We start from the raw sequence: 22506 nt of genomic DNA on the forward strand, positions 1-22506 counted from the left end.
TGTTGACATGGTTTGAGATTCTTCGCTTCACTCAGAATTGCAGACAGGATTTAGGCAGTCAAGCTGCTGAGATTTCTCAACCAGACAAAGCTGTTTTGTAAGCAGCAATTGTCTCCTGAGTGCACCTTTCCCAGCTAAACTTTTTCGCTTGTGCTAGCGACTTTAAAGACATTTCTTGCCGCAAAGCAGGTGTACGGTACAGTTTTAGGATGCTGTGGCAAAGTCCGTCAGCATCTGTCGGCTCTAGCATAATTCCCGCATCGCCGACTACTTCGGGAAACGATGAATTATTCGAGGTGATGACAGGAATACCGCACTGCATTGCTTCTAAAGGCGGCAAACCGAAACCTTCATATAGCGACGGGTAAACAAAAACCATCGCACCGCTGTAGATGGCAGCTAAATCTTCATCGGCTACATAGCCAGTAATAATGATACGGTCTTTTGAGAGACCGAAGTTAGCAATTTCTTGAAAGATTTTTTCGTACTCCCAACCTTTGGCACCGACTAAAACTAAGCTGAGGTCTTTGATACCTTGTTGCTGCACGACTTTTGCGAAGCAGCGGATGACGTGTTCGATGTTTTTTCGAGGTTCTAATGTGCTGACACCCAAGATATACGGTGCGTTGGGAATGCCGTATTTATGCTTGACCGATGTAATATTTTCCGCATCATTGCAGCGGTAAAATAAAGCGGTATTTGCCGCTAGATGAGTTACAAACACTCTTTCCGGGTTTAGTTTGACGTGATTTAGCAAATCGTTTTTGGTGGCTTGAGATATGCAGAGAATGTAATCCTCGGCCGTTAAGCTGTTTAAAGATTCCAGCATTCTCTGGTAGTCGTCATCATTTTTACCGATAAAGAACTGCGACAATAGGATGGGAATCAAATCGTAAACAGTGGCAATTTTTTTGACATTTTTGCACTCGCGTGCTTGCTGCGGAATCTGATAGAATGTTGCGTGGAAAATATCGGCTGCGCTCAAGCTCTCCTGGTCGATTAAATGGCTGCCCTGCTTGGAAATGCCGATCGAATTTGAAAGGTATTTTTTTAAGTTGTCTGTTAAAAGTTTGGATTGGGGTTCTTGGCTGTGTTCCGGGAAGATTTTTTCCCGGTTTTCTAACATCTTGTAAAGCTCGATTAATTTGCTTTCAAAAATTCTGAAAAAGCTGGAGTGAGCCAAAGGTATCCCCCTAAAATTGGGCTGAGTCTGCAAGTAATCCAGGCAAGAATTCACAGCGTACCAAGAACGAGTGGCAGAAAAAGATAAATCGAATTCTTTCGAGGCAATTAAACCCGATGCGATATTCTCTATGACTCTGGCAACACCGGTTCGAGAACGCGAATCGTAGTGTCCGTATCCCAGTACAGATATGTCATAAAAAATCTTGATCAACTCCTGCTGTTTTTCGCCATACGCATAGACTGGGGGGTAAGATTCTGCATATATTTCCTGGGGTTTGTGGATTATTAAAAGCAAGGAAGTTGCAATGTAACCGCCCAATTCTATTTTCAGGTGCGGTGCCCATTGATTGCTAAGATCTTTCATCGGCGTCAAATCGTATTTGCTGTCGCCCATCCAGTAATCTGGAGATTCTACGCGATATCCCTCGGCTGTTAGTTCACTGATTAAACGCTGAATGTCTCTGTGTCTGAAGAATACTAAATTGTCTGTGTTTAAGGTTCCTTCATTTGATGAACAGTTGAACTCTGTTGTATGAATTGCGATACCGCCGGGCTTTAAGCATTTCAGAGATTCTTTGGCAAATCTGAGTCCGTGTTCGATCGATCCTATATGCTCAAAGGCACAGGAAGACCAAATAAAATCGAACTCACCTTGCTTTAAGTCTTCGGGGATATTGTTCATGTCAACATCGCGGAAGCTGACAAGTTTGTCAAAGGTTTCTGGCGGGCAGATTTGCTTTTCGTTAAGTGCTTGTTTGCCGCGGCAAAGTTGATCTGTTGTGGCCCAGTGTTCCTTGGCTTCAGGGATGTCGTAATTTTGGTCTGTGGCGACAATTTCGCAGCCCAAAGAAGCGAATGCTGACGGTAGCGGTTCGTTACCAACCGCAAAACCCATGCCTTTTTTTCCCGCTTTGAGAAATCCTCTTTCATTCAAAGCTTGAGACATGACAACCCACTCCCAATATTTGCGGTGAATAGTTTTGGAAGCTTGGAGTTTGTCTATCCAATGCTCATAGTAATCTGTCTCAAAGTCTCTGTTGACGCACAGCTTGCTTGTTACTCTACTAAATACTGGCGGCTGTTTGTCGGCGGTTGGGGGTTGAGTCAATGCCGATCGAGTACCAGGAATTTTGGTAATATCTAGAACGGCGATCGCATTTGCAAAAGGAAAAGGTGCATTGTATTGTGCGCTAACAAGTTCTTCGGGATTTGCTTGTTGCCAAACTGAAGGCGCCGGCTGGGAAGTGTCCACTTTAACTAACTTTAAATAACTGGCACTGACTGCATTTTTAGGAATATTGTATAGATCGAATAAGAGATTCAAGTAATCTTGACTGAACTGGATATACCATCCCCTTTCGAGGAATTTACCGAAGGGTACTGTAATCAGCGCTCTACCGTTATCTGACAGCAAATCGTAGATTTTGGCGATCGCCTTTAAAGGCCCTTGCCAATCATATTTTTCCTGCTCTTCACCGTAAGCTTCACTCGGGTCAGATCCTTGTCCTATGTGTTCTACTGTAGAGATGCAAATTATACCGCTATACTTCTCTTCAGGATCGGTATCCATTAAATCAATTTTGTCTACTCCCACAGCAGTTTCGTATTTGTCGATAATTCTTCTAGCTTGAATTTCGGCAATATCTGTCGGGATCAGTTCGGGGTAATATTGCAGCACGTTACCCACTTCCAGCAGTCTGCTTTTATCCTGCAATCCGGCAATAAAGTTGCAGGCTATGGGTATTTCTACCGCTCTCTCCGAGGCTGGATAGTTGTTGTGCTTGAGCCGGTTGTAGGCGAGCCGTTGACCGTTGAAAATGAAAGTATCTTGCGAATCTGACATTTTGAGTTTTCCTTGGGCTATTCGCGATCGGTGAATTGGGATCGGTGCATCTTAATTTATACGTCAAATTGTCGGTCAAAACAGAAGTTGCGTTTCAATGCCACGCGGTGCAAAGAGTGTGCAACTCCGAACAAGTTAATTTGTCAGTCGATCGAGAGACAATTTATTGACAAATTCTCTCTTATAGTGTAATCGGAAATTCACCGATTAAGACAGCACCCGCATCTCCTGACGAAGCCCAGGGCCGTTCGGTTTCCACAACCTCACCTCAGACCGCCACAGCATGGCCGGGATTCCTCACCACCCAAAAACAAGTTATAATTACGTTAAGATTGATGAACATAAATAAAAATTCCCAGATCACAGGGACTAAAAATTAGGAGATCGACCTCGGTGAATAAACGCTGGAGAAACGCTGGCCTGTACGCACTTCTGGCTATTGTAGTCATTGCCTTAGCAACCGCATTTTTTGATAAACAGCCCCCAAGCCGGGAAGTCTGGAAGTATAGTCAATTCATTCAGGAAGTCGAAGGCAAGAGAGTAGACAAAATAAATATCAGTTCCGATCGCAGCAAAGCCCTCGTCACGGCTCAGGACGGCAACAAGGTGATTGTCAACCTGCCTAACGACCCCGAACTGATCAACATCCTGAGCAAAAATAACGTAGATATTTCAGTTCTGCCCCAAAGCGACGAAGGCTTTTGGGTAAAAGCCCTCAGCAGTCTGTTCTTCCCGATTCTGCTTTTGGTGGGACTGTTTTTCCTGGTGCGGCGCGCCCAAAACGGGCCCGGCAACCAAGCCATGAACTTCGGCAAATCCAAAGCTAGAGTCCAAATGGAGCCACAAACTCAGGTGACTTTCGGCGACGTGGCCGGCATCGAACAAGCCAAGCTAGAGCTCGCAGAAGTCGTGGACTTCCTGAAAAATGCAGACCGCTTCACCGCAGTCGGCGCCAAAATCCCTAAAGGCGTGCTGCTAGTGGGCCCTCCCGGAACTGGCAAAACCCTGCTGGCTAAAGCAGTTGCTGGAGAAGCAGGCGTTCCCTTCTTCTCGATTTCCGGTTCAGAATTTGTGGAAATGTTCGTGGGTGTCGGTGCTTCCCGCGTCCGCGACTTGTTTGAACAAGCTAAATCGAACGCTCCTTGTATCGTATTTATCGATGAAATTGACGCAGTAGGCCGCCAGCGGGGCGCTGGTTTGGGCGGTGGCAACGACGAACGGGAACAAACCCTGAACCAGTTGCTGACCGAAATGGACGGCTTTGAGGGTAATACTGGCATCATTCTGATTGCTGCCACGAACCGCCCCGATGTACTCGATGCGGCGCTGCTGCGTCCGGGTCGCTTCGATCGCCAAGTTGTAGTCGATCGCCCTGATTTCTCCGGCCGCCTGGAAATTCTCAACGTTCACGCCCGCGGCAAAACTTTGTCGAAAGATGTGGACTTGGAGAAAATCGCCCGCCGGACACCCGGTTTCACAGGTGCGGATTTGGCCAACCTGCTCAACGAAGCAGCAATTTTGGCCGCCCGTCGCAACTTGACCGAAGTCTCGATGGATGAAGTCAACGATGCGATCGACCGCGTGCTCGCAGGCCCAGAAAAGAAAGACCGCGTGATGAGCGAAAAGCGCAAAACTTTGGTAGCTTACCACGAAGCTGGTCACGCTTTAGTCGGCGCGCTGATGCCCGACTATGACCCCGTGCAGAAAATTAGCATTATCCCCCGCGGCCGCGCTGGCGGTTTGACTTGGTTCACACCCAGCGAAGATCGGATGGATTCTGGCTTGTATTCTCGCTCTTACTTGCAAAATAAAATGGCGGTAGCTTTGGGCGGCCGCATTGCTGAGGAGATTGTCTTCGGCGAGGAAGAGGTGACGACTGGGGCGTCGAGCGACTTGCAGGAAGTAGCCAGAGTAGCGCGGCAAATGGTGACTCGCTTCGGAATGAGCGATCGGCTAGGCCCTGTAGCTCTCGGTCGCCAACAAGGCAATATGTTCATGGGTCGCGATATCATGGCTGAACGCGATTTCTCTGAAGAAACCGCAGCGACGATCGATGATGAAGTGCGTTTGTTGGTAGAGCAAGCTTACCGTCGCGCTAAAGATGTACTCGTCGGCAACCGCCATGTCCTTAATGCTTTGGCAGATATGCTAGTTGAAAAGGAAACTGTTGATGCTGATGAATTGCAAAATTTGTTAGCTAATAGCGATGTGAAAATGGCGACGATCGCCTAATCAATTTTGGATTTTGGATTTTGGATTTTAGATTAAATCTAAAGTTTGAAATCGATAAGTGGGGTGATTCTGGGAATGTCTGGAATCGCCCCGATTTTTTTATGAGTGCGATCGATTTGAGATTTTAAATTTTGGATTTTAGATTTAATCTAAAGAATGACCAAGCACTCCGACATTCAACATACCCTTTTCCTCAAGCTGGCGCTTAACTTCTTCCCAGGGAACTCTTGGTTCATCTTTTCTAGATTCAATAATCAGACAGTCGTCAACATCCTCCCAGAGTTCGCCTGGGTACTCGAAGTCAAGCAGCAACGCGATTTTTTAGCCTTGAGAATCAACTAAAAACTGAAAGTCTGTCGGTTCGCCGCATTCAGCCAGCACGTCCGCCCAAAAATCTCTGTGTTCTTTGAGGTCAACAATTGCAGCAGTTTTTTACCTAACTTGTCAGTTAAAAACTGAACGCCGTGCATATTGTAAATTGCCATATATCGAAGTTAGTAACCTGTATTAAAATTAGATGCGAGTCACAATGATATGAGTTTAAAATTTGGGAGCCTTCCCAAATCTAAAATCTAAAATCTAAAATCTAAAATTGTATGAATCATCAATCTTGGTTGACACTCCTAAAAAAACACCGCGCGATCGCAGTCATCCGTTCCTCCGAAAAGGAACTTGCTTGGCAGATGGCAAAAGCGGTAGCAGCGGGAGGAATCCAGTTTATTGAAATTACTTGGAATACCCACAAAGCTGCTGAATTAATTGCCGAACTCCGCTCCGAATTCCCAACTTTTAGTATTGGTACCGGCACTTTATTAAAATTAGAAGAGTTGCAACAAGCAATAGACTGCGGCGCTCAATTTCTGTTTACTCCCCACACCGATTTAACTATGATTAAAACAGCAGTTGACGCCGGAGTGCCGATCGTCCCCGGTGCTTTTTCTCCCACGGAAATTGTAACCGCGTGGCAAGCAGGTGCTACCTGCGTTAAAGTGTTTCCGATATCGGCTTTGGGAGGCGCGGCTTACCTGAAAAGCCTGCAAGGCCCCCTGGGAAACATTCCTTTAATTCCCACTGGCGGGGTGACGCTGGAAAATGCGAAAGTATTTATTGACGCCGGGGCGATCGCCGTTGGTTTAGCCGGAGACTTATTTCCTAAACACTTAGTGGAAAATCGCGATTGGCGGGCGATCGTCCAAATTGCCCGATATCTTAGCCAAAACTTAACAACTTGTTAAGCCCTGTTTCCCAATCCAACATTTCAAACCTACAATCTAAAATAGGACAAGCCAATCTAAAATCTAAAATCTAAAATCTAAAATAGTACGAGGTGTGAGAAATGAACAGCATTATCAACTCAATTTACTTCCGCCGCGCTGGAACTTTCTGTGCCGGCTGCGCCCTCACTTTTGCTACATTCTGCGGCGGTTCAATGACCGCATTTGCCGGCGAACAGCACAACATAATTGCCAATAAAATTATGCTGTTGCAGCAATCCAGCGAACGCTGGATTGAAATAGATTTGTCAAGACAAAGGTTAATAGCTTGGGAAGGAAATACACCCGTTTACGCGGTGATTATTTCCAGTGGCAAATCATCGACTCCCACCCGCACGGGAACCTTTGCCGTTCAAACCAAACACCGCGTTACTAGAATGACTGGGGATGACTACGACGTGCCCGACGTTCCCTATACAATGTATTACGACGGAGGCATGGCAATTCACGGCGCTTACTGGCACAATTTGTTTGGCAATCCCGTTACTCACGGCTGCACAAATGTAGCTGTCAATCACGCTAAATGGCTATTTGAATGGGCCTCGGTGGGAACACCCGTGGTTGTGCACAAATCTCAGGTTTAAGTGACAAACAAGTTAGTCAGTTCTGTCATTTAATACAGCAGATTGCAGGTTAGTAGTGAGTACGATCGTCCTCATAAAAATCGCTCGGACGATCGTACTCACTACCAATACCTTTTATTTATGACAAATAAACTTTAACTTAGCTGCACCACGGGTTTATCCTCTAACAAAGTTTCATTTGTCAGCAAATCTTCCACGGTAATTCGCAAAAAGCGCTGTTCGTCAACGCGGAAGAAGATTTTGATGCGATCGCTCCCCGGATACCCAGGCGGCGTCAATTGAGCGATGCTGCGGGCTCCTTCTTTATCATTTAGGGCCTGTACCGATGTTTGACCCGCGAGTTGACGAGTAATTAGCCTGTCGCCGTCAAAATATATCTCCGTGCCGCCAGTTTCCGCTCCCAATTCGCCGATAATTAATTCTATACTTGGCTGATTTTCTAAAGAAGCTCCCAAGACTAATTCTACCGGTTCGCTCATCGGATAAGACTGGCCGGATTTGATTAAACTGTGCCAACTGTGGCAATTTTCGCGGCGGTTCCAGTAGCGAATGCCGTAACTGTGATAGAGAAAATCTTTGATTTCTATGCCTTGACTCAGTTGCAGAGCACCTTGGGCGATCGCCTCAAAGGGTTTGTCGCAGCGAATTTTTGCCGGCTCGAAATATTGCTGCACCCAACGCCCGACAGCGGGAATTTGTACAGTACCGCCAACTAGCAAAACTGCGTCGATGTCGCCAATTTCTAAGCCTTGGCGCCGCGCTTGTTGCAATACTTGATTCATGCACTCGTCTAGTTTGTCAAAAAACTGATGTTCAGCGAGGATAGATTCAAAACGAGATCTGTCTAATTCTAATTCGTAACTCTCAAAATTTTCGTCATCAAAATAAACCTCAACCGCCTGATTCACCAAAGACAATTGAATCTTTAACCGTTCTGCCAATCTCGTTGTAATCGGAGATTTTGCCAGCCCTTTTGTTTGAACAAAATAGTCAACCAGCCAATTATCAATATCAGAACCGCCTAAATTTTGTCCGGCTTTAGCCAAAACCCGGGCAACTTTTGTTTTTTGCGCTGAAGATTCAGCTAATAGCTTTTCGCCCCACTTAAGAATAAAACCGAGGGGCTTTTTGTCGGAGGAAGCGTCCAAACGCACCAAAGAAAGATCGAGAGTTCCGCCGCCGAAATCAATGACTAACAGATTTTCGCGATCGGCTAAACCGTAACCCAAAGCAGCCGCCGTAGGTTCGTCCAACATCCGCACCTGTTCTACTTGCAGAGATTGAGACACTTTGCCCAACCAATGGCGGTAAGCTTCAAAACTATCTACCGGCACAGTAAAAATCAAAGAATCGATCGGCAAAGGCAGTTCGCGAATTGAGTTTACAATTTGGCTCAAATACCACTTACCTACTTGTTCAAAAGAAATAAGTTGCCCGTCAAGTTCCGGCACAAAACCCTGAACAGAAGTGGCAATTCCCCGCTTAAAATTGCGAAAAAACCGAGAATCTCCACTCAAATCCAGGCCTTTGTCGCGGACTTGCTGACCGAGTATGACTTTACTTTGAGCAGCGTCCTCAACGTAGAGTAAACTGGGAATTAGGGGCGGATTTTGAGCCGAGATTGCCGACAATCCCGGTAATTTCAAAGTTTCGGGCTGCTGGAGGGCTTGATTCCAGCGAGCGACGACGGTGTTGCTAGTTCCAAAATCAATTGCGATCGTCATTCAGCCAAAATACACAGCTACTAGGGATTAGATTATATTATGGTATTTATAGCCGTAAATACAACCATAATATCATGACTCAATCCACTTTCTTTGAAACTGAGAACAAAGACCCTGTACAGGGAATTACTCAAATTGCAGTATGCGGCTACAAGTCTATTTACGAAGAGTGCCAGATTGAAGTGCGATCGCTGACAATTCTAGCCGGTGCGAACAGTTCTGGTAAGTCTAGCATCATGCAGCCACTATTGCTGATGAAGCAAACGCTAGAAGCCCCTTACGACCCCGGTAGTTTGAAACTTGACGGGCCTAATGTTAAATTTACATCAGCAGAACAGGTATTGTCTAAACTATCTCCAGAAAAATACAGCGATGAGTTTTCTGTCAAACTGAATATAGATACCGATAATTTTTTGATCAACTTATTTAGAAAGCAGCCAAAGCACGGAATTAAAGTTGTTAGAGCGACTTACTGTATTCCTGATTACGATGGTAAAAATATTACTATCTTTCCCGGAATGCAGCATCAAGAATTGGTGAAAACTATTCCAGAATATCTGGCTGAAGAGTACACTTCATTGTTAGATATCAACGAGGAAAAACCGCTACTATGGAGTGTGAGTAATGTCCGGTGTTTTCTAGGCTTGCAACTTGGCGACTGGCAGTTTGGTCCATCCTCTTTTGCAATAAATTTTTCCCACCATATTCGCCGCATAGTCCACGTTCCGGGGTTGAGAGGTAATCCAGAACGCACGTACAATACCGCAGCAGTTGGCAGTGAATTTCCTGGCTTTTTTGAAAATTATGTTGCTAGTATAGTTAATTACTGGCAAGAAACAAAAGACGATCGACTGCTCAAGTTGGGTCAAGCTTTAGAGTTCTTAGGACTTAACTGGAAAGTTGAAGCCAGACAGATTAATGACGTACAAATTGAACTGCTAGTAGGTCGTTTATCCCGCAGCGGGAGTGCAAGCGATACGGTTAGTATTGCTGATGTTGGCTTGGGAGTATCGCAAACGTTGCCTGTTTTAGTTGCCTTGCTTGTAGCAGAACCAGGACAATTAGTTTATCTAGAACAGCCGGAAATTCACTTGCATCCTCGCGCTCAAGTTGCTTTAGCACAAATCTTAGTGAATTCTGCAAATAGAGGTGTGCGAGTAGTTATAGAAACTCACAGCGAATTGCTGCTTTTAGCAGTTCAATCGTTAGTTGCCGAGGGTAAAATATTACCGGATTTAGTAACACTTCACTGGTTTAAACGGCGCGACGATGGTGTTACAGAAGTCAGCAGTGCCGATTTAGACGAGACGGGAGCTTTTGGAGATTGGCCTGAAGATTTGGGCGATGTTTCTTTGCATCTAGAAAACCGCTATTTGGATGCAGCAGAAGCTGTTTTGTGGAAGCGTTAATATGGCAGATAAAGTTTCTAAACGCCTGGTAATAGATGCTTCTGTTGCGCGTGCTGCTGGTGGAGAAGATGCAACCTATCCCATATCGGTGTACTGTCGGGATTTTCTCGAAGCTGTCTTGGATCTTTCTCACTTAGTTGTGATGACTCCAGATATTAGAGATGAGTGGAACAAACATCAATCAAAATCTGCTCGTATATGGCTGCGCCGGATGGTAGCAAAGAAGAAACTATGTCCCTGCGATATCGCGGTAGACAATGATTTGTGGTGTCAAGTTGAAGCAATAGCCGAGAGCGATAAAGAGCGGAAAGTAATGGTTAAAGATTTGCGGTTGGTGGAAGCTGCGATCGCTACCGATCGCACAGTAATTTCACTTGATAACAAAGTCAGACAAAGTTTTACTAAAGTAGCAGTAGATGTCGATCCGCTTAAAGATATTATATGGGTAAACCCAGCCCAAATAGCAGAAAAACCCCTTGATTGGCTGCAAAATGGTGCTGAACCTGAAATAGAACGATCGCTCGGATTTCAGAAAGCACACAACTGAGTAGATTTAGAGTAATTCCGGGTTAGTAGCATCGTCCGTGCGATCGCCATTTTACCAATTTTTTGTTGCCACAAAGGCATGCCACTTTTGTAAACTGCACAAAACTCATACCATTTTAGATTAAAAACTTGAGAATGACTAACTGCATAAGGGTTGGGAATTGGGGCATACAGTTGCATTGTTTCTTGAAAGTGGTATAACTTGCCCGCCGACACCAAGCTTTTACCTTTTATATCAATCCAATTTTACAATAAAGCGTGAAAAATGCTGAACATGGACGATCGCCAAACAGCACTATTGGCTCTAACACTGCTTGTCCCTGCGGCTAGTATTGGTATCATAGCAGGCTTGTATATTGCGCCGGGAAGCTGGGGACAAACACTGTCAGTCTTGTGTCAAGTTTGGTTGCTGGTTTTTCCGATCGCGTGGTCTGTTTTTGTCGATCGCGAAAAGCTCAGTTTATCCCTACCCAAGCGCCAAGAATTGCTGGCTGGATCTATTTGGGGAATATTCATGTTTGCGGTGATTGTGGGTATCTATAGCCTTTTTGGCCAGCAGTGGATCGAGCCTGTAGTTGCTAAAGAAAAATCGCACCAATTAGGTATTAGCAGCCTTAATATTTACTTGACTGTAGAAGCATATTTTGTGCTAGTTAACTCGCTGATTGAAGAATTTACTTGGCGGTGGTTTGTCTGCAAGAAATGCCAGCTTCTCATACCGGGAACAAAAGCAATATTTCTGAGTTCGCTATTTTTCACTATCCACCACATTTTTGTAATAGCAGCTTACAGCGACTGGCAGGCTGTTCTCTTAGGTTCCTTAGCTGTCTTCACTGCCGGGATAATTTGGTCTCACTCTTATCTAACTTACCGTTCGCTTTGGCCTAGTTATATCAGCCACGCGATCGCAGATTTGGCCCTGGCAAGTATTGGTTGGCAAATCCTCTTTAACTAGCTGCTTTTTTAGCGACAATCGCAGGCAATTCTATAGTAAACATTGACCGTTTTCCCAACACACTCTCCAGACTAATATCTCCCCCCGTCATGCGGGCGGCGTGCCGCTGCCGCGGGCGACGCGGCAAGCTATATGTGGCTATAGCTATAGCTGCGGTTGATGCCAACTAGCAGCGGCAACTGTTTGCTGGCATTCATGCTGATTGTACGGGGCTCTTGACTGATGCTGTGCAATAATCGAACGTTCATATATAGCAATCCTAAATTATTATCAAGACTATGATACAATTATCTGCAATACTTGATTGTGACAATAAAAAAATGAATAACTTACAACTGCCACAAAAAAATAGGGAAAAAGAAATAGCTTATGAGAGAATCTTTCATTAAAAGCGATATCGATGCCAGAGAACTAAAACGAGCAATAGCTGTAAGGATGGCGATTTCAGGTAATATCTACCATGAGAGCAGCAAGATATGGCGTGTAAGTAATTTTTTTATTTGTTATTGGAAAAAACAATTTAAAACCAAATGCATCGCAGAAATTAAACTAGGACATAAAGGGTCAAAAGGGTATTTAACAGCTCTACAAAATACTGAAGTAATCGAGTGGTTAAAGAATAAATAGTATGGGAATTTAGATGAGCTGGTTACTTATTTAGAGCAAGAATTTGGTGGGATGTATAAATCAAAACCCAGTTAATATGAACTTTTCAACCTGGGGAGAATTAGTTGGAAAAAAACTCAAAAAAATCATCCTAAATTTGATAAAAAACTGGTAAAAAAAAGACGGAAGAAATTAACGATATTTTATTTAAAAACAAGGCTGGTATAGAATCTGGGGAAATAATAATATTTTTTTTAGATGAATGTCATCTACTTCATGGTGATCTGACTGGTTATGTTTGGGGTCAATCCTTGCATCAGAATTGAAGTCCCAATTACCAATGAAAAAGATAGACAAACTTATTTTGGCGCACTCAATTATCCAAGCAAAGAATTCCATGTTCAGAGCCATCCATCTGGTGATGGAAAATCAACAGTTAAATTCATAAAATACTTACAAAATAAATATAAAAATCGAAAAATTATCTGGATTTGGGATGGAGCTAGTTATCATAAGTATGGAGAATTTAGAGACTTTTTATTAGAACTAAATGGTGACAAAGAACCTGATAATTGGTCAATTACTTGTATTTTATTTGCTCCCAATGCTCCCCAACAGAATCCCGTTGAAGATATTTGGTTACAAGCTAAAAACTTTTTAAGAAAGTATGGGTATTTATGTAGGTCTTTTAAGATTGTCAAATTTTTGTTGGAGTTTTTTACTAACGAACATAAATTTGATTTCCCCAAAATACGTCAATATACTTACACACATAAAATCATTTAGGATGGCTCTAGATAGAGAAAATCATTTAGGATTGCTATATTCCCACCGGAAGATGCTTTCCGTTAAGGCATCTGCTTTTAATTATAGGTTTGGTTTTGCTTGCGATCCCATAATTTTAGCTGCATGAAAACTGGCTAACATATCGCTGCAAGCATCGGTGGCGCAACCCCCAAGAGCACACCGATTGTCATCGGGAATTGCAAACTTAGGAAAAATGATGCTTTCATAACATGAAATTTTTTGCCTGCGAAATCTGTGATACATACACCAAGCTGTTGCTACTGCTTAGGAGTCAAGGTTGGCACGATATAAGCCGATTAACATTGAGTGTTCCTTTGATCTTTATAGGGTCATTTGATAATTTGCTACGGAAATTTTTACGGTAATTACTTATACACGACTTGGGCAGGGATGCTACATATACTCGGCCCGGAAGTGGCAGTCTCTTGTGGTAACTTTTTCATGTGATCGCCTTTTATTAACAAATTTAAAACTCATGTAGCTAATTAAATTTATATCGGTGAAACTCTATGTTCTGTAGCACGATTGGGAAACCTATTTTTTCAAGCAGTGGATCTATCAACCGGGTTGTTTCACAAACATACGACAAGTGAGGGCGAGGGATATCGCTTGAAAAACAGGGTTTCTCTCCCCATTCGCGCCTCCACGACGCTCATTCGCGCGATCGTCCCTGTAAGTATCTGAGAAAACTACCATGTCTGAATCCTGACAAACTACGATATTGTGTCAAGCAGTACCTACAGGACTGTTACCAAAAAATCAAAGCTAGCGATCGATTTTTATATCTATTGCAGCGATGAAGGACTCAACATTCTCAAGGTAAGAATTTCCCTCTTTAATTCAGTATAAAATTTTGCCAAAGGCGATGTCAATCTACTGAATATTGTTGCAAATGCTACCTTTATCCCCCACATTAAAAGTTGGCTGATATTCGGTTTACCGTACATCCTTGTCTGTTGTATAGTAAATGATGTTATCTTTAACAGATGCTGTTGTCTAGCTTGGTTTGTGTGGCGAAAAAAGCTACTATTTGATGAGGTATCTATCTTCAGGATGAAATTTCGCTGACCTGCAAATTATCCCTAGGGTAACTGTTTCGCTATCACATCAATCGTTATTATCAATGCAACGACAGCAAAGTTTTTGCAGATAGATATTGGGGTGTTACGAACAGTCGATCGGTTGGATTCTATGTAAACACCAGGAAAGCGGTAATTAATATTCACCCGCCCCTCTTTCCTTTTGGACTCTAACATCAGCGCTGGTAGCAGTGCCGAACGCGAGTCAAAGTCTTCAGCGGGACTTAAAAATGAAAATCACCTTTGTTCTTCCTACTCTGTCTCTGACTGGTGGAATACGAGTAATATCTATTTTCGCAGAACGTTTGAGAAAGCGAGGACACTCCGTGTTCGTCATCTCTTTACCCCACCCCCAAGCGAGTATGCGCCAGCAAGTCAAGTCGCTGCTGCGGGGACGGGGTTGGATTTCTACGCCTGAAAACGAGCCCTCCTTTTTCGATAACTTAGGTGTAGAACACAAAATTATTGATCGCTACCGCCCGGTAGAAGACAAAGATGTACCTGACGCTGACGTAGTAATTGCCACCTGGTGGGAAACCGCCGAGTGGGTAGCCAAACTCTCTCCTAGCAAAGGAGCAAAAGCTTATTTTATCCAGCACCACGAAATTTTTGACTATCTACCTCAAGGAAGAGTAGAAGCAACCTGGATGCTGCCCATGCACAAAATTACGATCTCTGAATGGTTAGTTGAGCTAGCTCGGACTAAATATGGCGATCGCCAAGTTTCCTTAGCTCCTCCTACCGTGGACACCAAGCAATTTTACGCCTGTCCTCGCAACAAACAATCGGTTCCTACAGTTGGCCTAATGTACTCTACAGTCTACTGGAAAGGAACCGACATCGCCCTCAAAGCTTTTTCCCTAGCGGCTGAAAAGATCCCCAACCTGCGTCTGGTTGCCTTCGGTACAGACGCCCCATCCTCGGAATTGCCCCTACCGGCAAATGCCGAGTATGTAATTCAACCAGACCAAGACAAAATCAAAGACTATTACAGCAAATGCGATGTATGGCTGCTGGCGAGTCGCTCAGAAGGCTTCGGCTTGCCTATTATCGAAGCGATGGCGTGCCGCACTCCCGTCATCAGTACCCCAGCAGGCGCTGCTCCTGAAATTTTAAGCGGGGGTACTGGCATACTTGTAAGACCTGAAGATCCCCAAGAAATGGCAAAAGCCATAGAGTCTATCTGTCAGTTGCGAAATTCCAAGTGGCAAGCCCTGTCTGAAGCAGCTTATGCCAAGGTGAACAATTATACGTGGGAAGATGCCACGGATCATTTTGAAGCGGCCTTGAAAGTTGCTATAGACAAATCTAAACAGCGCGAAGTTAAGATTGTTTCGTTTTCTCCCTATGGAAAAATTCCGGTTGGCTAACTGCTGCCATTTGAAATTCGGCGCTACCCGCGTTTTCGGCGCCGGATTTCTGGCCAGAAACTCAACATCATTTGGTGGGGTGCTTCTGCCCCCAACTAAAATCGCCTCTGTCCTCTTTTCTACGCAGCAGTCTCGACACGAATTCTGACTGCAGCGACGAGGGAATAGTGGTTATAAATTGATCTGCCCAAATCTGAACTAGAGTGCAACGGAGGTTTTAAGGCTGGCTCCGTTACAGGTTAAACTTGTCTAGTCGTCAAACATCTGCCGATTTGTAATTGGGAAAAGTCCCTGACGACCAAGTAAGATCGGCTCGACTATCGAGTGACGATCGCCTCCAGCACAGATCCGCACCCCGCAGAAAAGCCAAACAGAGGCTGGTAAGTGCCAACTTGCTTTAAGGAGGAGTTTTAACCACTATCAATCTTCAGCATCTATTCATGAAAATTACTTTTGTCCTGCCTACCCTTAGTCTTACAGGTGGCATGAGGGTGTTATCCATATACACAGAACTTCTCCAAAAACGAGGACACAAAATATTTATCGTCTCTATGCCCCTGCCGCAACCGACTTTAATCCAACAATTGCGATCGCTCCTGAGGGGTAGGGGTTGGGAGTCGGCTCCCAAAACACCAAAGTCTCACTTTGACAAGGTAGATGTCGAAAGCCGAGTTATCGAAACCAACGGTCCAATTACCGATCTTGACGTACCTGATGCCGATATTGTCATGGCTACTTGGTGGGAAACTGCCGAGTGGGTGGCAGAACTCTCTCCGAGCAAAGGAACGAAAGTATATTTTCTCCAACATTATGAGGCTTTTGACTACGTACCAAAAGGTCGAGTAGAGGCAACTTGGCGGCTGCCGATGCACAAAATCGCTGTGGCCCAGTGGCTGGCCGACATAGCTCGGAATCAATACGGCGATTTGTCTGTATCTCTCGTCCCTCCTACGGTGGACACCAAACAGTTTTACGATCCCCAGTCGCGAGCTAAGCAGCCGCGAGGCAAGCAATTAGTTCCTACAGTCGGGATGTACTATACTACAACTCCTTGGAAAGGCAGCGATCTAGCCCTGAAAGCTTTCTCTTTAGCTGCTCAAAAATTTCCCAACCTTCGGTTAGTTGCCTTTGGTTCCGGCGATACTCCTCCTCCCAATTTGCTGCCTGAGGGTACTGAGTATAATAAAGAACCTACTCAAGACCAACTAAAAAATTATTACAGCAAATGCGATGCTTGGCTGTTTTCCAGCAGCTCCGAAGGCTTCGGCTTGCCAATTTTAGAAGCTATGGCTTGCGGCACTCCAGTCATTGGCACTCCTGCTGGTGCGGCTCCGGAACTACTTGCGGGCGGTGGTGGCATACTTGTCAAGCCACAAGACCCAGAGGATATGGCAAAAGCGATCGAGCAGATTTGTCAGTTGTCTGATGCCGAATGGCGGGCAATGTCCGAGACTGCTTTGCAGACGGTGATAAATTATACCTGGGAGGATGCAACTAATCTCTTCGAGGCGGCACTGTACACTGCTTTGGAACGTCAGGCACAATTAACGAACAAGACATAAAATTGAGGTTGATTTAAAATATTGGGGTTGGGCGATCGTTTAAGCGAGAATTGGCGTTACTTAATCAGGGTATGAAAAAAATAAGTTGAACATCCAGAAGCTTTGTGGATACTGGTTTCTATGACTGGCATATTTAGCCTTTCATACCGTAAATCAGCAACGCCCGAGAATTTTTATCGGGCAATTTGAGTTGTCTTTCTACAATTTTACTGCACTAAAAAACTATGGTTGCATTAATCCCACTTGCTATGTTCGGCTTTATTCCAGTCGTTTGTTACCTGTTTGTGAGGTTTCCGGCTCAGCGGGCAGTAATTATAAGTTTTGTGGTAGCGTGGCTTTTTTTACCGCAAGCTTCTTATCCCATCCCCTCATTGCCACCGTATACCAAAATCTCCGCAGCTTGCTACGGCATTTTGCTGGGGACTCTGATCTACGATACTGCGCGCCTCACCTCTTTTAAGCCCGGTTGGCTGGACGTGCCAATGGTAATTTACTGTTTGTGTCCAATTGTTTCACAAGTTAGTAATGGTGGCAGCCCGATTTCTCCGACTGTCAACCAAATCGTTACTTGGGGTCTGCCTTATTTTTTAGGACGCTTGTATGTGGGTAGTTTAGACGGGCTGCGACAATTGGCGATCGGGATTTTTGCAGGTGGGTTAGCCTACATTCCTTTTACTTTAGTTGAAGGGGTTAGGGGCCCAATTCTGCACCAAATGATTTACGGCGTCAATGCCTTTGAGGACTGGGGTCAAGCAAGGCGTTTGGGGGGGTGGAGACCAGTAGTGTTTATGCAGCACGGTTTGATGGTGGGCCTGTGGATGATGACAGCCGCCTTAATTGCTGTTTGGCTGTGGCAAACTGGGACGCTCAAAAAGTTTATGGGGCGTAACATCAAGACTTTAGCAATTATATTAACTATCGCTTTTTTCCTGTGCCGTTCTACTGGCGCCTACAGTTTATTTGGAATAGCCTTGGTCATATTATTCTCTGCCAAGTTGTTTCGCACCTCTTTGCCCTTGCTATTGATAATTGGATATATAGTGTTTTATCTGTATATAGCTGCATCGGGTCAATTTTCGAGCCAAGACGTGATTGGATTCATCAATCAAGTATTTGGCGAAGAACGAGCCGGCTCTTTGAAGTTTAGATTTGACAATGAAGAGATATTGGGGGAAAAGGCGCGGCAAAGATTTATGTTTGGCTGGGGAGATTCGGGCGGAAACCGCGTGTATAACGAATACGGTCAAGATATCTCAGTCACCGACAGCTTATGGATTATTGCATTTGGCATCAACGGTGTAGTCGGTTTAGTTAGTTTATTTTCTTCATTGTTACTTCCTGTTATCGTCTTTTGCGTGTTCAAGTATCCCGCCAGAACCTGGTCTAATCCCAAAGTAGCACCTGCTGCCACCCTGGGAATAGCCTTAACTATGTACGTGTTTGACTGTGTTTTGAATGCTATGACTAACCCGATTTTTGCGCTGATTGCTGGAGGAATATCAGGTCTGGTATTAAAAGCTCCAGAAAGTCTTAAGGCCAAGAAAACCAGTTCGCCACCAAGAAGACAGTCGCTGGTTCACCAAAAATCAGGATGATTTTCGGGAATGCGATCGCTGCTTCACTTCAAGATTGAAACTATCTTGCCTTCCCTGGAGACAAAAAGTCAAAAATCTACCATTTTTGGATAAAATCAAGTTCGGAAATTGCACGATATTTCTTACTAGGTTAAAATTTTAATCTCATAAATAAATTATTTTTTCCATTAATTTGCAATGCTTCTAGTCTTAGCAAGGAATGGCTTTTTTATTGAATCTGTGTTGCGATTTGTAAACACAAATGGGCTTCATACACTTTTTTATAAAACGAGCTGATTCTTTACACAATCTTTAAACATCCTGACTGGACAGGTAGGGTGTACGAGGATATACTGAGAAAAGTATATTCACTGAAGTGTCCAATTAGTGAAAACATCAGGCTGTAGTTTGGGTTATAATAGTTTGAGTGGTAGTTTAATATAAGGCGGGAAGGGAATAATAAATGAAAACAGTTAATTTATTGAATGTCTCCATCGATAACTTGTCAATAACAGAGTTGTTTGAAAAACTCGACTACGAAGGTGGTGTCGTATTTACGCCAAATGTAGACCACTTGATTAAGTTGCAGTATGACCGCGACTTCTATGAAGCTTACAATACCTCTACTTATAGAGTCTGCGACAGTCAAATATTGATGTATGCCTCTAAGTTTTTGGGTACTCCTATCAAAGAAAAAATTTCTGGTTCTGACTTGTTCCCTGCATTTTATATGTATCATAAAGATAACCAGGAGATTAAAATATTTTTACTAGGAGCCGCCGAAGGTATTGCTAAGAAAGCCCAAGAAAAAATCAACCAAAAAATTGGTAGAGAAATAGTGGTTGAAGCACATTCTCCTTCTTTTGGGTTTGAAAACAATGAGGAAGAGTGTGAAAAAATAATAGACACGATCAATAAATCCGGAGCTACAGTCCTGGCCATAGGAGTGGGAGCGCCCAAGCAAGAGAAGTGGCTGGTTAAATACAAGAGCAAATTAACGCACGTCAAAATTTTCTTAGCAGTAGGTGCAACCATTGATTTTGAGGCTGGTTGCAAAGCAAGATCTCCCAAATGGATGAGCGAAGTCGGCATAGAATGGGCGTACCGACTCTTAAGTGAACCGAGAAGATTGTGGAAAAGATATTTAATTGAAGGTCTGCCTTTTTTCCGATTAATCTTAGAACAAAAATTAGGGTTTTATAAAATGCCCTTCGACAGCAAAAGCGGGGAGCTAGAATGGAAAGGCGGCTCCTAAAAAGGGTAGGGACAAATCTCTAGCGTAAATGCTGAGTATCAGAGAAAGTTCGTTTGACTTCAAGGTAAGACGGAAGCAAGCTGTGGATAGCCCGATCGCATTTTCTCTCAAAATTATTCATTTTTGCTTTCAAGTCCAGGTAAAATCGGAGTGAAACCTTTTGTGGAAAATCCTAATTAGGGATGCAACCGATGAATCTGCCTTCTTTCTTGTGGTTGTGGAAAATAGCTGCTTGGTCAATGGGTGTTTCCCTGTTAGCTTACCTGTTGCTGGCCGTTACTGGAACGTGGATGTTTGCCACTCGGAGTACCAAACAACCACGCCCAAAATGGCTGCGTCCTTTCCATGTGGCGACTGGTGCGGGGATGGCGACTTTGGTAATTTTACTGCTGGGAATTGGTGTAGTCGGTACGCTAGGATACTACGGCAATTTGGGTCACTCGGCTCATTTACCGGCGGGGTTAGCTGTTGTTGCTTTGGTGTTAGTTTCTGTTGGAAGTGGGCTGCAAATTGGCCCTAAACATCCTTGGGCGCGTCCCCTCCACATCGGCACTAATTTGGCCTTGTTTGGGGGATTTGTGACTGTGTTGCTCACAGGATGGACGATCGTACAAAAGTATTTGCCGAAAGTTTGAAACCTGTCTATTTGACCTCAAACTATACCAAATATGCAAGGGAAAACATATATGTAAGGTGCGCCGCCGCGCACCCTAAGTTTAATTTTTTTGCGTGAGTCCGCTTTTCGTGATGAATTCTAAAATATGCTGGGCGATAATCTGTGGCTTTTCTAAGTGGGGAACGTGTCCGCAGTCGGGTATCCAAATTAGTTGAGAATTTGCGATCGCCCTTGCAAACTTTTCCGCATCCGCCGTCCCCAAAATGCGGTCTTGTTTTCCCCACAAAATCAGCGTCTGCTGCTGAATTTGCGATAATTTTTCCCCAAAACCACCGTAACCGCCGCTTTTGGTAAACGCAATTAAAGCTTGATTCCAGTTGGGCATTTCCAAGTGTAAAGCAGCACAAGTTTGAGCGTCTAGAGAAGCCAAATTTTTATCGAAATAAGCATTGACGCTAATTCGCTGGCGAATTTTGGGATTGCGTAAAAATGAAGTTGCCAGATATCCTAAAGGAGGAATTAAAAACTTTCCCTTATTAGAACTGATGGCAAAACCTGCGCTATCTATTAACACTAATTGTTTTACAGCTTGGGGATAATTGAGAGTAAAATCAATCGCTGCTGCACCTCCCATTGAAGCACCGACTAAGATTACAGGCTGCGAAATTAGCGTTTTCCAAAAATAGTAAAGGTGACTTTCAATTGCCCTCGCGCTGAATGCCAAACCTGCCGATCTTTCTGTAAACCCGAAACCCAACAAATCAACCGCCCAAGTTTCATTTTCGGCAGCTAGCAGTGGCAACAGGCGGCGGAATTCAAACAAGGAACTGTCGAAGCCGTGAAGTAGTAAAATCGGTGTGTTGCCGCTGCCTTGGCGCACGTAGGTTGTGGCAATTGGCTCAGAAGATAGGGGAGTTGTAATTGCCTCTCGTTGAATGCTTTGGGCTAAGGCAATTGAGGTAGATTCTGTGAGTTGTGCGATCGACTTTGGCAGAAAACTTGCTGGCATAATTCTTGATAAATTGTGAATCGGTAGGGGCGGTGCCCCTGTGCTCGCCCTAACATTTAAGTATATATGCTTGCTCGATCGCTATTTGAGGAGTTGGGGCGAGTCATTAAAATTCTCTCACTACCTAGTATCCCTCTGCCCAGGCTAGGGCTGAGTTTGTTAACCAGATGTTAAAATATTTTATAATCGTTGCCAATAATTCCTTTTTAATCTACTATTACCTTCCTCTGCGTCAAGAGCGCTTCTGCGGTTGATTCAAAAAAACTAATTGACAAATCCAATACAATTAGCATACCATTTACTCAAACATCTGAATATATGTTAAATATTTTTTACAATTATTCTAAAATCTAAAAAAAATACTGATGCTCACTCAAACTCCATCCCTCCAAACCCTACAAACTAAAATTGGCGGAATGGACTGGGGCAACTGCACCAAAACAATAGAAGCAGCTCTGCAAAAATTCCCATGAACTACCGGAATTAATGTAGTCTTTGCCACAGAAAGTTTCGGTATCACTTGAAAAAAAACAGCAAGAGCGACATAAAATTTAAAATTTAAAATTGCTTGGCGGCTGTGTAGAGATATCGCAAAATTTAGTGTTTTTTCGCCGAGTTTTTCGGGATAGAAGTGGGTAAAAAAATGCCTACCGTCTTGACATTCCCAAAGGCAAACTCCTTTTTTAAGAAATTTAGACCAGCGGCGCATGACAATATGAGATACAACAAAATCCGTTTTGCTGCTGCATATCAACAAAGGTACTTCTACACCTTCATCGCGGGAATCACTCATCCTAAATAGGGCTTGCCGAAAAAGCCTAAAACCTCGACAGAGAAAGACTTTGAATGGTTTGAACGCTCCGCGTGTGCAAGCTT

The 22506-nt window shown here is 44.0% G+C and carries 19 protein-coding genes and 1 pseudogene; 13 read left to right on the forward strand and 7 right to left on the reverse strand.

Annotation, left to right across the window (positions count from 1 at the left end; translation table 11 throughout):
• Positions 1-76: 76 nt before the first annotated feature.
• Positions 77-3028, reverse strand: a complete 2952-nt coding sequence (locus QUA70_RS20525) for a glycosyltransferase (protein ID WP_333349528.1) — start codon at positions 3026-3028, stop codon at positions 77-79.
• Positions 3029-3421: 393 nt separating this feature from the next.
• On the opposite strand from QUA70_RS20525, the gene ftsH3 reads away from it, so the two are divergent.
• Positions 3422-5260 carry an ATP-dependent zinc metalloprotease FtsH3 gene (ftsH3, locus tag QUA70_RS20530; RefSeq protein WP_333331424.1) on the forward strand — a complete coding sequence of 613 codons (1839 nt, stop codon included), beginning with the start codon at positions 3422-3424 and terminating at the stop codon, positions 5258-5260.
• Positions 5261-5404: 144 nt separating this feature from the next.
• Here ftsH3 and QUA70_RS20535 read toward each other — a convergent pair whose 3' ends face one another.
• Both QUA70_RS20535 and QUA70_RS20540 read right to left on the reverse strand, forming a co-directional pair.
• Positions 5405-5572: a hypothetical protein gene (locus QUA70_RS20535; RefSeq protein WP_333331421.1), complete on the reverse strand. Its 168-nt coding sequence runs from the start codon at positions 5570-5572 to the stop codon at positions 5405-5407.
• Between the two features lie 26 nt (positions 5573-5598).
• A complete protein-coding gene (locus tag QUA70_RS20540; protein ID WP_333331418.1) occupies positions 5599-5745 on the reverse strand; it encodes a hypothetical protein in 147 nt (48 codons plus the stop codon).
• Between the two features lie 111 nt (positions 5746-5856).
• Here QUA70_RS20540 and QUA70_RS20545 point away from each other — a divergent pair, with 111 nt between their 5' ends.
• Together QUA70_RS20545 and QUA70_RS20550 are read left to right on the forward strand one after the other, a co-directional pair.
• Positions 5857-6495, forward strand: a complete 639-nt coding sequence (locus tag QUA70_RS20545) for a bifunctional 4-hydroxy-2-oxoglutarate aldolase/2-dehydro-3-deoxy-phosphogluconate aldolase (protein ID WP_333331414.1) — start codon at positions 5857-5859, stop codon at positions 6493-6495.
• Positions 6496-6596: 101 nt separating this feature from the next.
• Positions 6597-7118 carry a L,D-transpeptidase gene (locus QUA70_RS20550; protein ID WP_333331411.1) on the forward strand — a complete coding sequence of 174 codons (522 nt, stop codon included), beginning with the start codon at positions 6597-6599 and terminating at the stop codon, positions 7116-7118.
• 134 nt (positions 7119-7252) lie between these two features.
• Here QUA70_RS20550 and QUA70_RS20555 read toward each other — a convergent pair whose 3' ends face one another.
• Entirely contained in the window at positions 7253-8842 is a 1590-nt protein-coding gene (locus QUA70_RS20555) for an Hsp70 family protein (RefSeq protein ID WP_333349530.1), read from the reverse strand.
• 74 nt (positions 8843-8916) lie between these two features.
• Here QUA70_RS20555 and QUA70_RS20560 point away from each other — a divergent pair, with 74 nt between their 5' ends.
• The 3 genes from QUA70_RS20560 to QUA70_RS20570 all read left to right on the forward strand — a co-directional run bounded on the left by QUA70_RS20560 (position 8917) and on the right by QUA70_RS20570 (position 11752).
• Complete coding sequence (locus tag QUA70_RS20560) at positions 8917-10251, forward strand: AAA family ATPase (protein ID WP_333349532.1); 1335 nt, start codon at positions 8917-8919, stop codon at positions 10249-10251.
• A 1-nt stretch (position 10252) separates the two neighbouring features.
• Positions 10253-10798 (forward strand): hypothetical protein, encoded by a 546-nt coding sequence (locus QUA70_RS20565; protein WP_333349534.1) that lies wholly within the window; start codon positions 10253-10255, stop codon positions 10796-10798.
• Positions 10799-11062: 264 nt separating this feature from the next.
• Positions 11063-11752, forward strand: a complete 690-nt coding sequence (locus QUA70_RS20570) for a CPBP family intramembrane glutamic endopeptidase (RefSeq protein ID WP_333349536.1) — start codon at positions 11063-11065, stop codon at positions 11750-11752.
• Here the strand turns inward: QUA70_RS20570 and QUA70_RS20575 are convergent.
• Complete coding sequence (locus tag QUA70_RS20575; RefSeq protein ID WP_333410651.1) at positions 11745-11879, reverse strand: hypothetical protein; 135 nt, start codon at positions 11877-11879, stop codon at positions 11745-11747. The genes QUA70_RS20570 and QUA70_RS20575 overlap by 8 nt on opposite strands.
• 242 nt (positions 11880-12121) lie before the next feature.
• Between QUA70_RS20575 and QUA70_RS20580 the strand changes: the two genes are divergently transcribed.
• The 7 genes from QUA70_RS20580 to QUA70_RS20610 all read left to right on the forward strand — a co-directional run bounded on the left by QUA70_RS20580 (position 12122) and on the right by QUA70_RS20610 (position 20640).
• Positions 12122-12379: a hypothetical protein gene (locus QUA70_RS20580; protein ID WP_333349538.1), complete on the forward strand. Its 258-nt coding sequence runs from the start codon at positions 12122-12124 to the stop codon at positions 12377-12379.
• 273 nt (positions 12380-12652) lie between these two features.
• Entirely contained in the window at positions 12653-13144 is a 492-nt protein-coding gene (locus tag QUA70_RS20585) for a transposase (protein WP_333349540.1), read from the forward strand.
• A 1330-nt stretch (positions 13145-14474) separates the two neighbouring features.
• Entirely contained in the window at positions 14475-15614 is a 1140-nt protein-coding gene (locus QUA70_RS20590) for a glycosyltransferase family 4 protein (RefSeq protein ID WP_333349542.1), read from the forward strand.
• A gap of 440 nt (positions 15615-16054) precedes the next feature.
• Positions 16055-17176 (forward strand): glycosyltransferase family 4 protein, encoded by a 1122-nt coding sequence (locus QUA70_RS20595; protein ID WP_333331389.1) that lies wholly within the window; start codon positions 16055-16057, stop codon positions 17174-17176.
• 224 nt (positions 17177-17400) lie between these two features.
• Positions 17401-18771: an O-antigen ligase domain-containing protein gene (locus tag QUA70_RS20600; protein ID WP_333331386.1), complete on the forward strand. Its 1371-nt coding sequence runs from the start codon at positions 17401-17403 to the stop codon at positions 18769-18771.
• Positions 18772-19213: 442 nt separating this feature from the next.
• Positions 19214-20005 carry a WecB/TagA/CpsF family glycosyltransferase gene (locus QUA70_RS20605; protein WP_333331383.1) on the forward strand — a complete coding sequence of 264 codons (792 nt, stop codon included), beginning with the start codon at positions 19214-19216 and terminating at the stop codon, positions 20003-20005.
• A gap of 191 nt (positions 20006-20196) precedes the next feature.
• Entirely contained in the window at positions 20197-20640 is a 444-nt protein-coding gene (locus QUA70_RS20610) for a DUF4079 domain-containing protein (protein WP_333331381.1), read from the forward strand.
• A gap of 81 nt (positions 20641-20721) precedes the next feature.
• On the opposite strand, the gene QUA70_RS20615 is transcribed toward QUA70_RS20610, so the two are convergent.
• Both QUA70_RS20615 and QUA70_RS20620 read right to left on the reverse strand, forming a co-directional pair.
• Entirely contained in the window at positions 20722-21630 is a 909-nt protein-coding gene (locus QUA70_RS20615) for an alpha/beta hydrolase (protein WP_333349544.1), read from the reverse strand.
• A 373-nt stretch (positions 21631-22003) separates the two neighbouring features.
• Positions 22004-22506, reverse strand: a pseudogene (locus tag QUA70_RS20620) (hypothetical protein); the annotation flags it as partial.

The organism is Microcoleus sp. LAD1_D5, assembly GCF_036702115.1.
In the GTDB taxonomy this organism is placed as follows: domain Bacteria; phylum Cyanobacteriota; class Cyanobacteriia; order Cyanobacteriales; family Microcoleaceae; genus Microcoleus.

Excerpts from the sequence above, each read along its gene's own strand:
- QUA70_RS20615 (WP_333349544.1), bottom strand. The coding sequence starts at position 21,630 with ATGCCAGCAAGTTTTCTGCCAAAGTCGATCGCACAACTCACAGAATCT.
- QUA70_RS20540 (WP_333331418.1), bottom strand. The coding sequence starts at position 5,745 with ATGGCAATTTACAATATGCACGGCGTTCAGTTTTTAACTGACAAGTTA.
- QUA70_RS20605 (WP_333331383.1), top strand. The coding sequence starts at position 19,214 with ATGAAAACAGTTAATTTATTGAATGTCTCCATCGATAACTTGTCAATA.
- QUA70_RS20560 (WP_333349532.1), top strand. The coding sequence starts at position 8,917 with ATGACTCAATCCACTTTCTTTGAAACTGAGAACAAAGACCCTGTACAG.
- QUA70_RS20580 (WP_333349538.1), top strand. The coding sequence starts at position 12,122 with ATGAGAGAATCTTTCATTAAAAGCGATATCGATGCCAGAGAACTAAAA.
- QUA70_RS20525 (WP_333349528.1), bottom strand. The coding sequence starts at position 3,028 with ATGTCAGATTCGCAAGATACTTTCATTTTCAACGGTCAACGGCTCGCC.
- QUA70_RS20600 (WP_333331386.1), top strand. The coding sequence starts at position 17,401 with ATGGTTGCATTAATCCCACTTGCTATGTTCGGCTTTATTCCAGTCGTT.
- QUA70_RS20545 (WP_333331414.1), top strand. The coding sequence starts at position 5,857 with ATGAATCATCAATCTTGGTTGACACTCCTAAAAAAACACCGCGCGATC.
- QUA70_RS20595 (WP_333331389.1), top strand. The coding sequence starts at position 16,055 with ATGAAAATTACTTTTGTCCTGCCTACCCTTAGTCTTACAGGTGGCATG.
- QUA70_RS20565 (WP_333349534.1), top strand. The coding sequence starts at position 10,253 with ATGGCAGATAAAGTTTCTAAACGCCTGGTAATAGATGCTTCTGTTGCG.
- QUA70_RS20610 (WP_333331381.1), top strand. The coding sequence starts at position 20,197 with ATGAATCTGCCTTCTTTCTTGTGGTTGTGGAAAATAGCTGCTTGGTCA.
- QUA70_RS20590 (WP_333349542.1), top strand. The coding sequence starts at position 14,475 with ATGAAAATCACCTTTGTTCTTCCTACTCTGTCTCTGACTGGTGGAATA.
- QUA70_RS20550 (WP_333331411.1), top strand. The coding sequence starts at position 6,597 with ATGAACAGCATTATCAACTCAATTTACTTCCGCCGCGCTGGAACTTTC.
- QUA70_RS20555 (WP_333349530.1), bottom strand. The coding sequence starts at position 8,842 with ATGACGATCGCAATTGATTTTGGAACTAGCAACACCGTCGTCGCTCGC.
- QUA70_RS20570 (WP_333349536.1), top strand. The coding sequence starts at position 11,063 with ATGCTGAACATGGACGATCGCCAAACAGCACTATTGGCTCTAACACTG.
- QUA70_RS20585 (WP_333349540.1), top strand. The coding sequence starts at position 12,653 with ATGTTTGGGGTCAATCCTTGCATCAGAATTGAAGTCCCAATTACCAAT.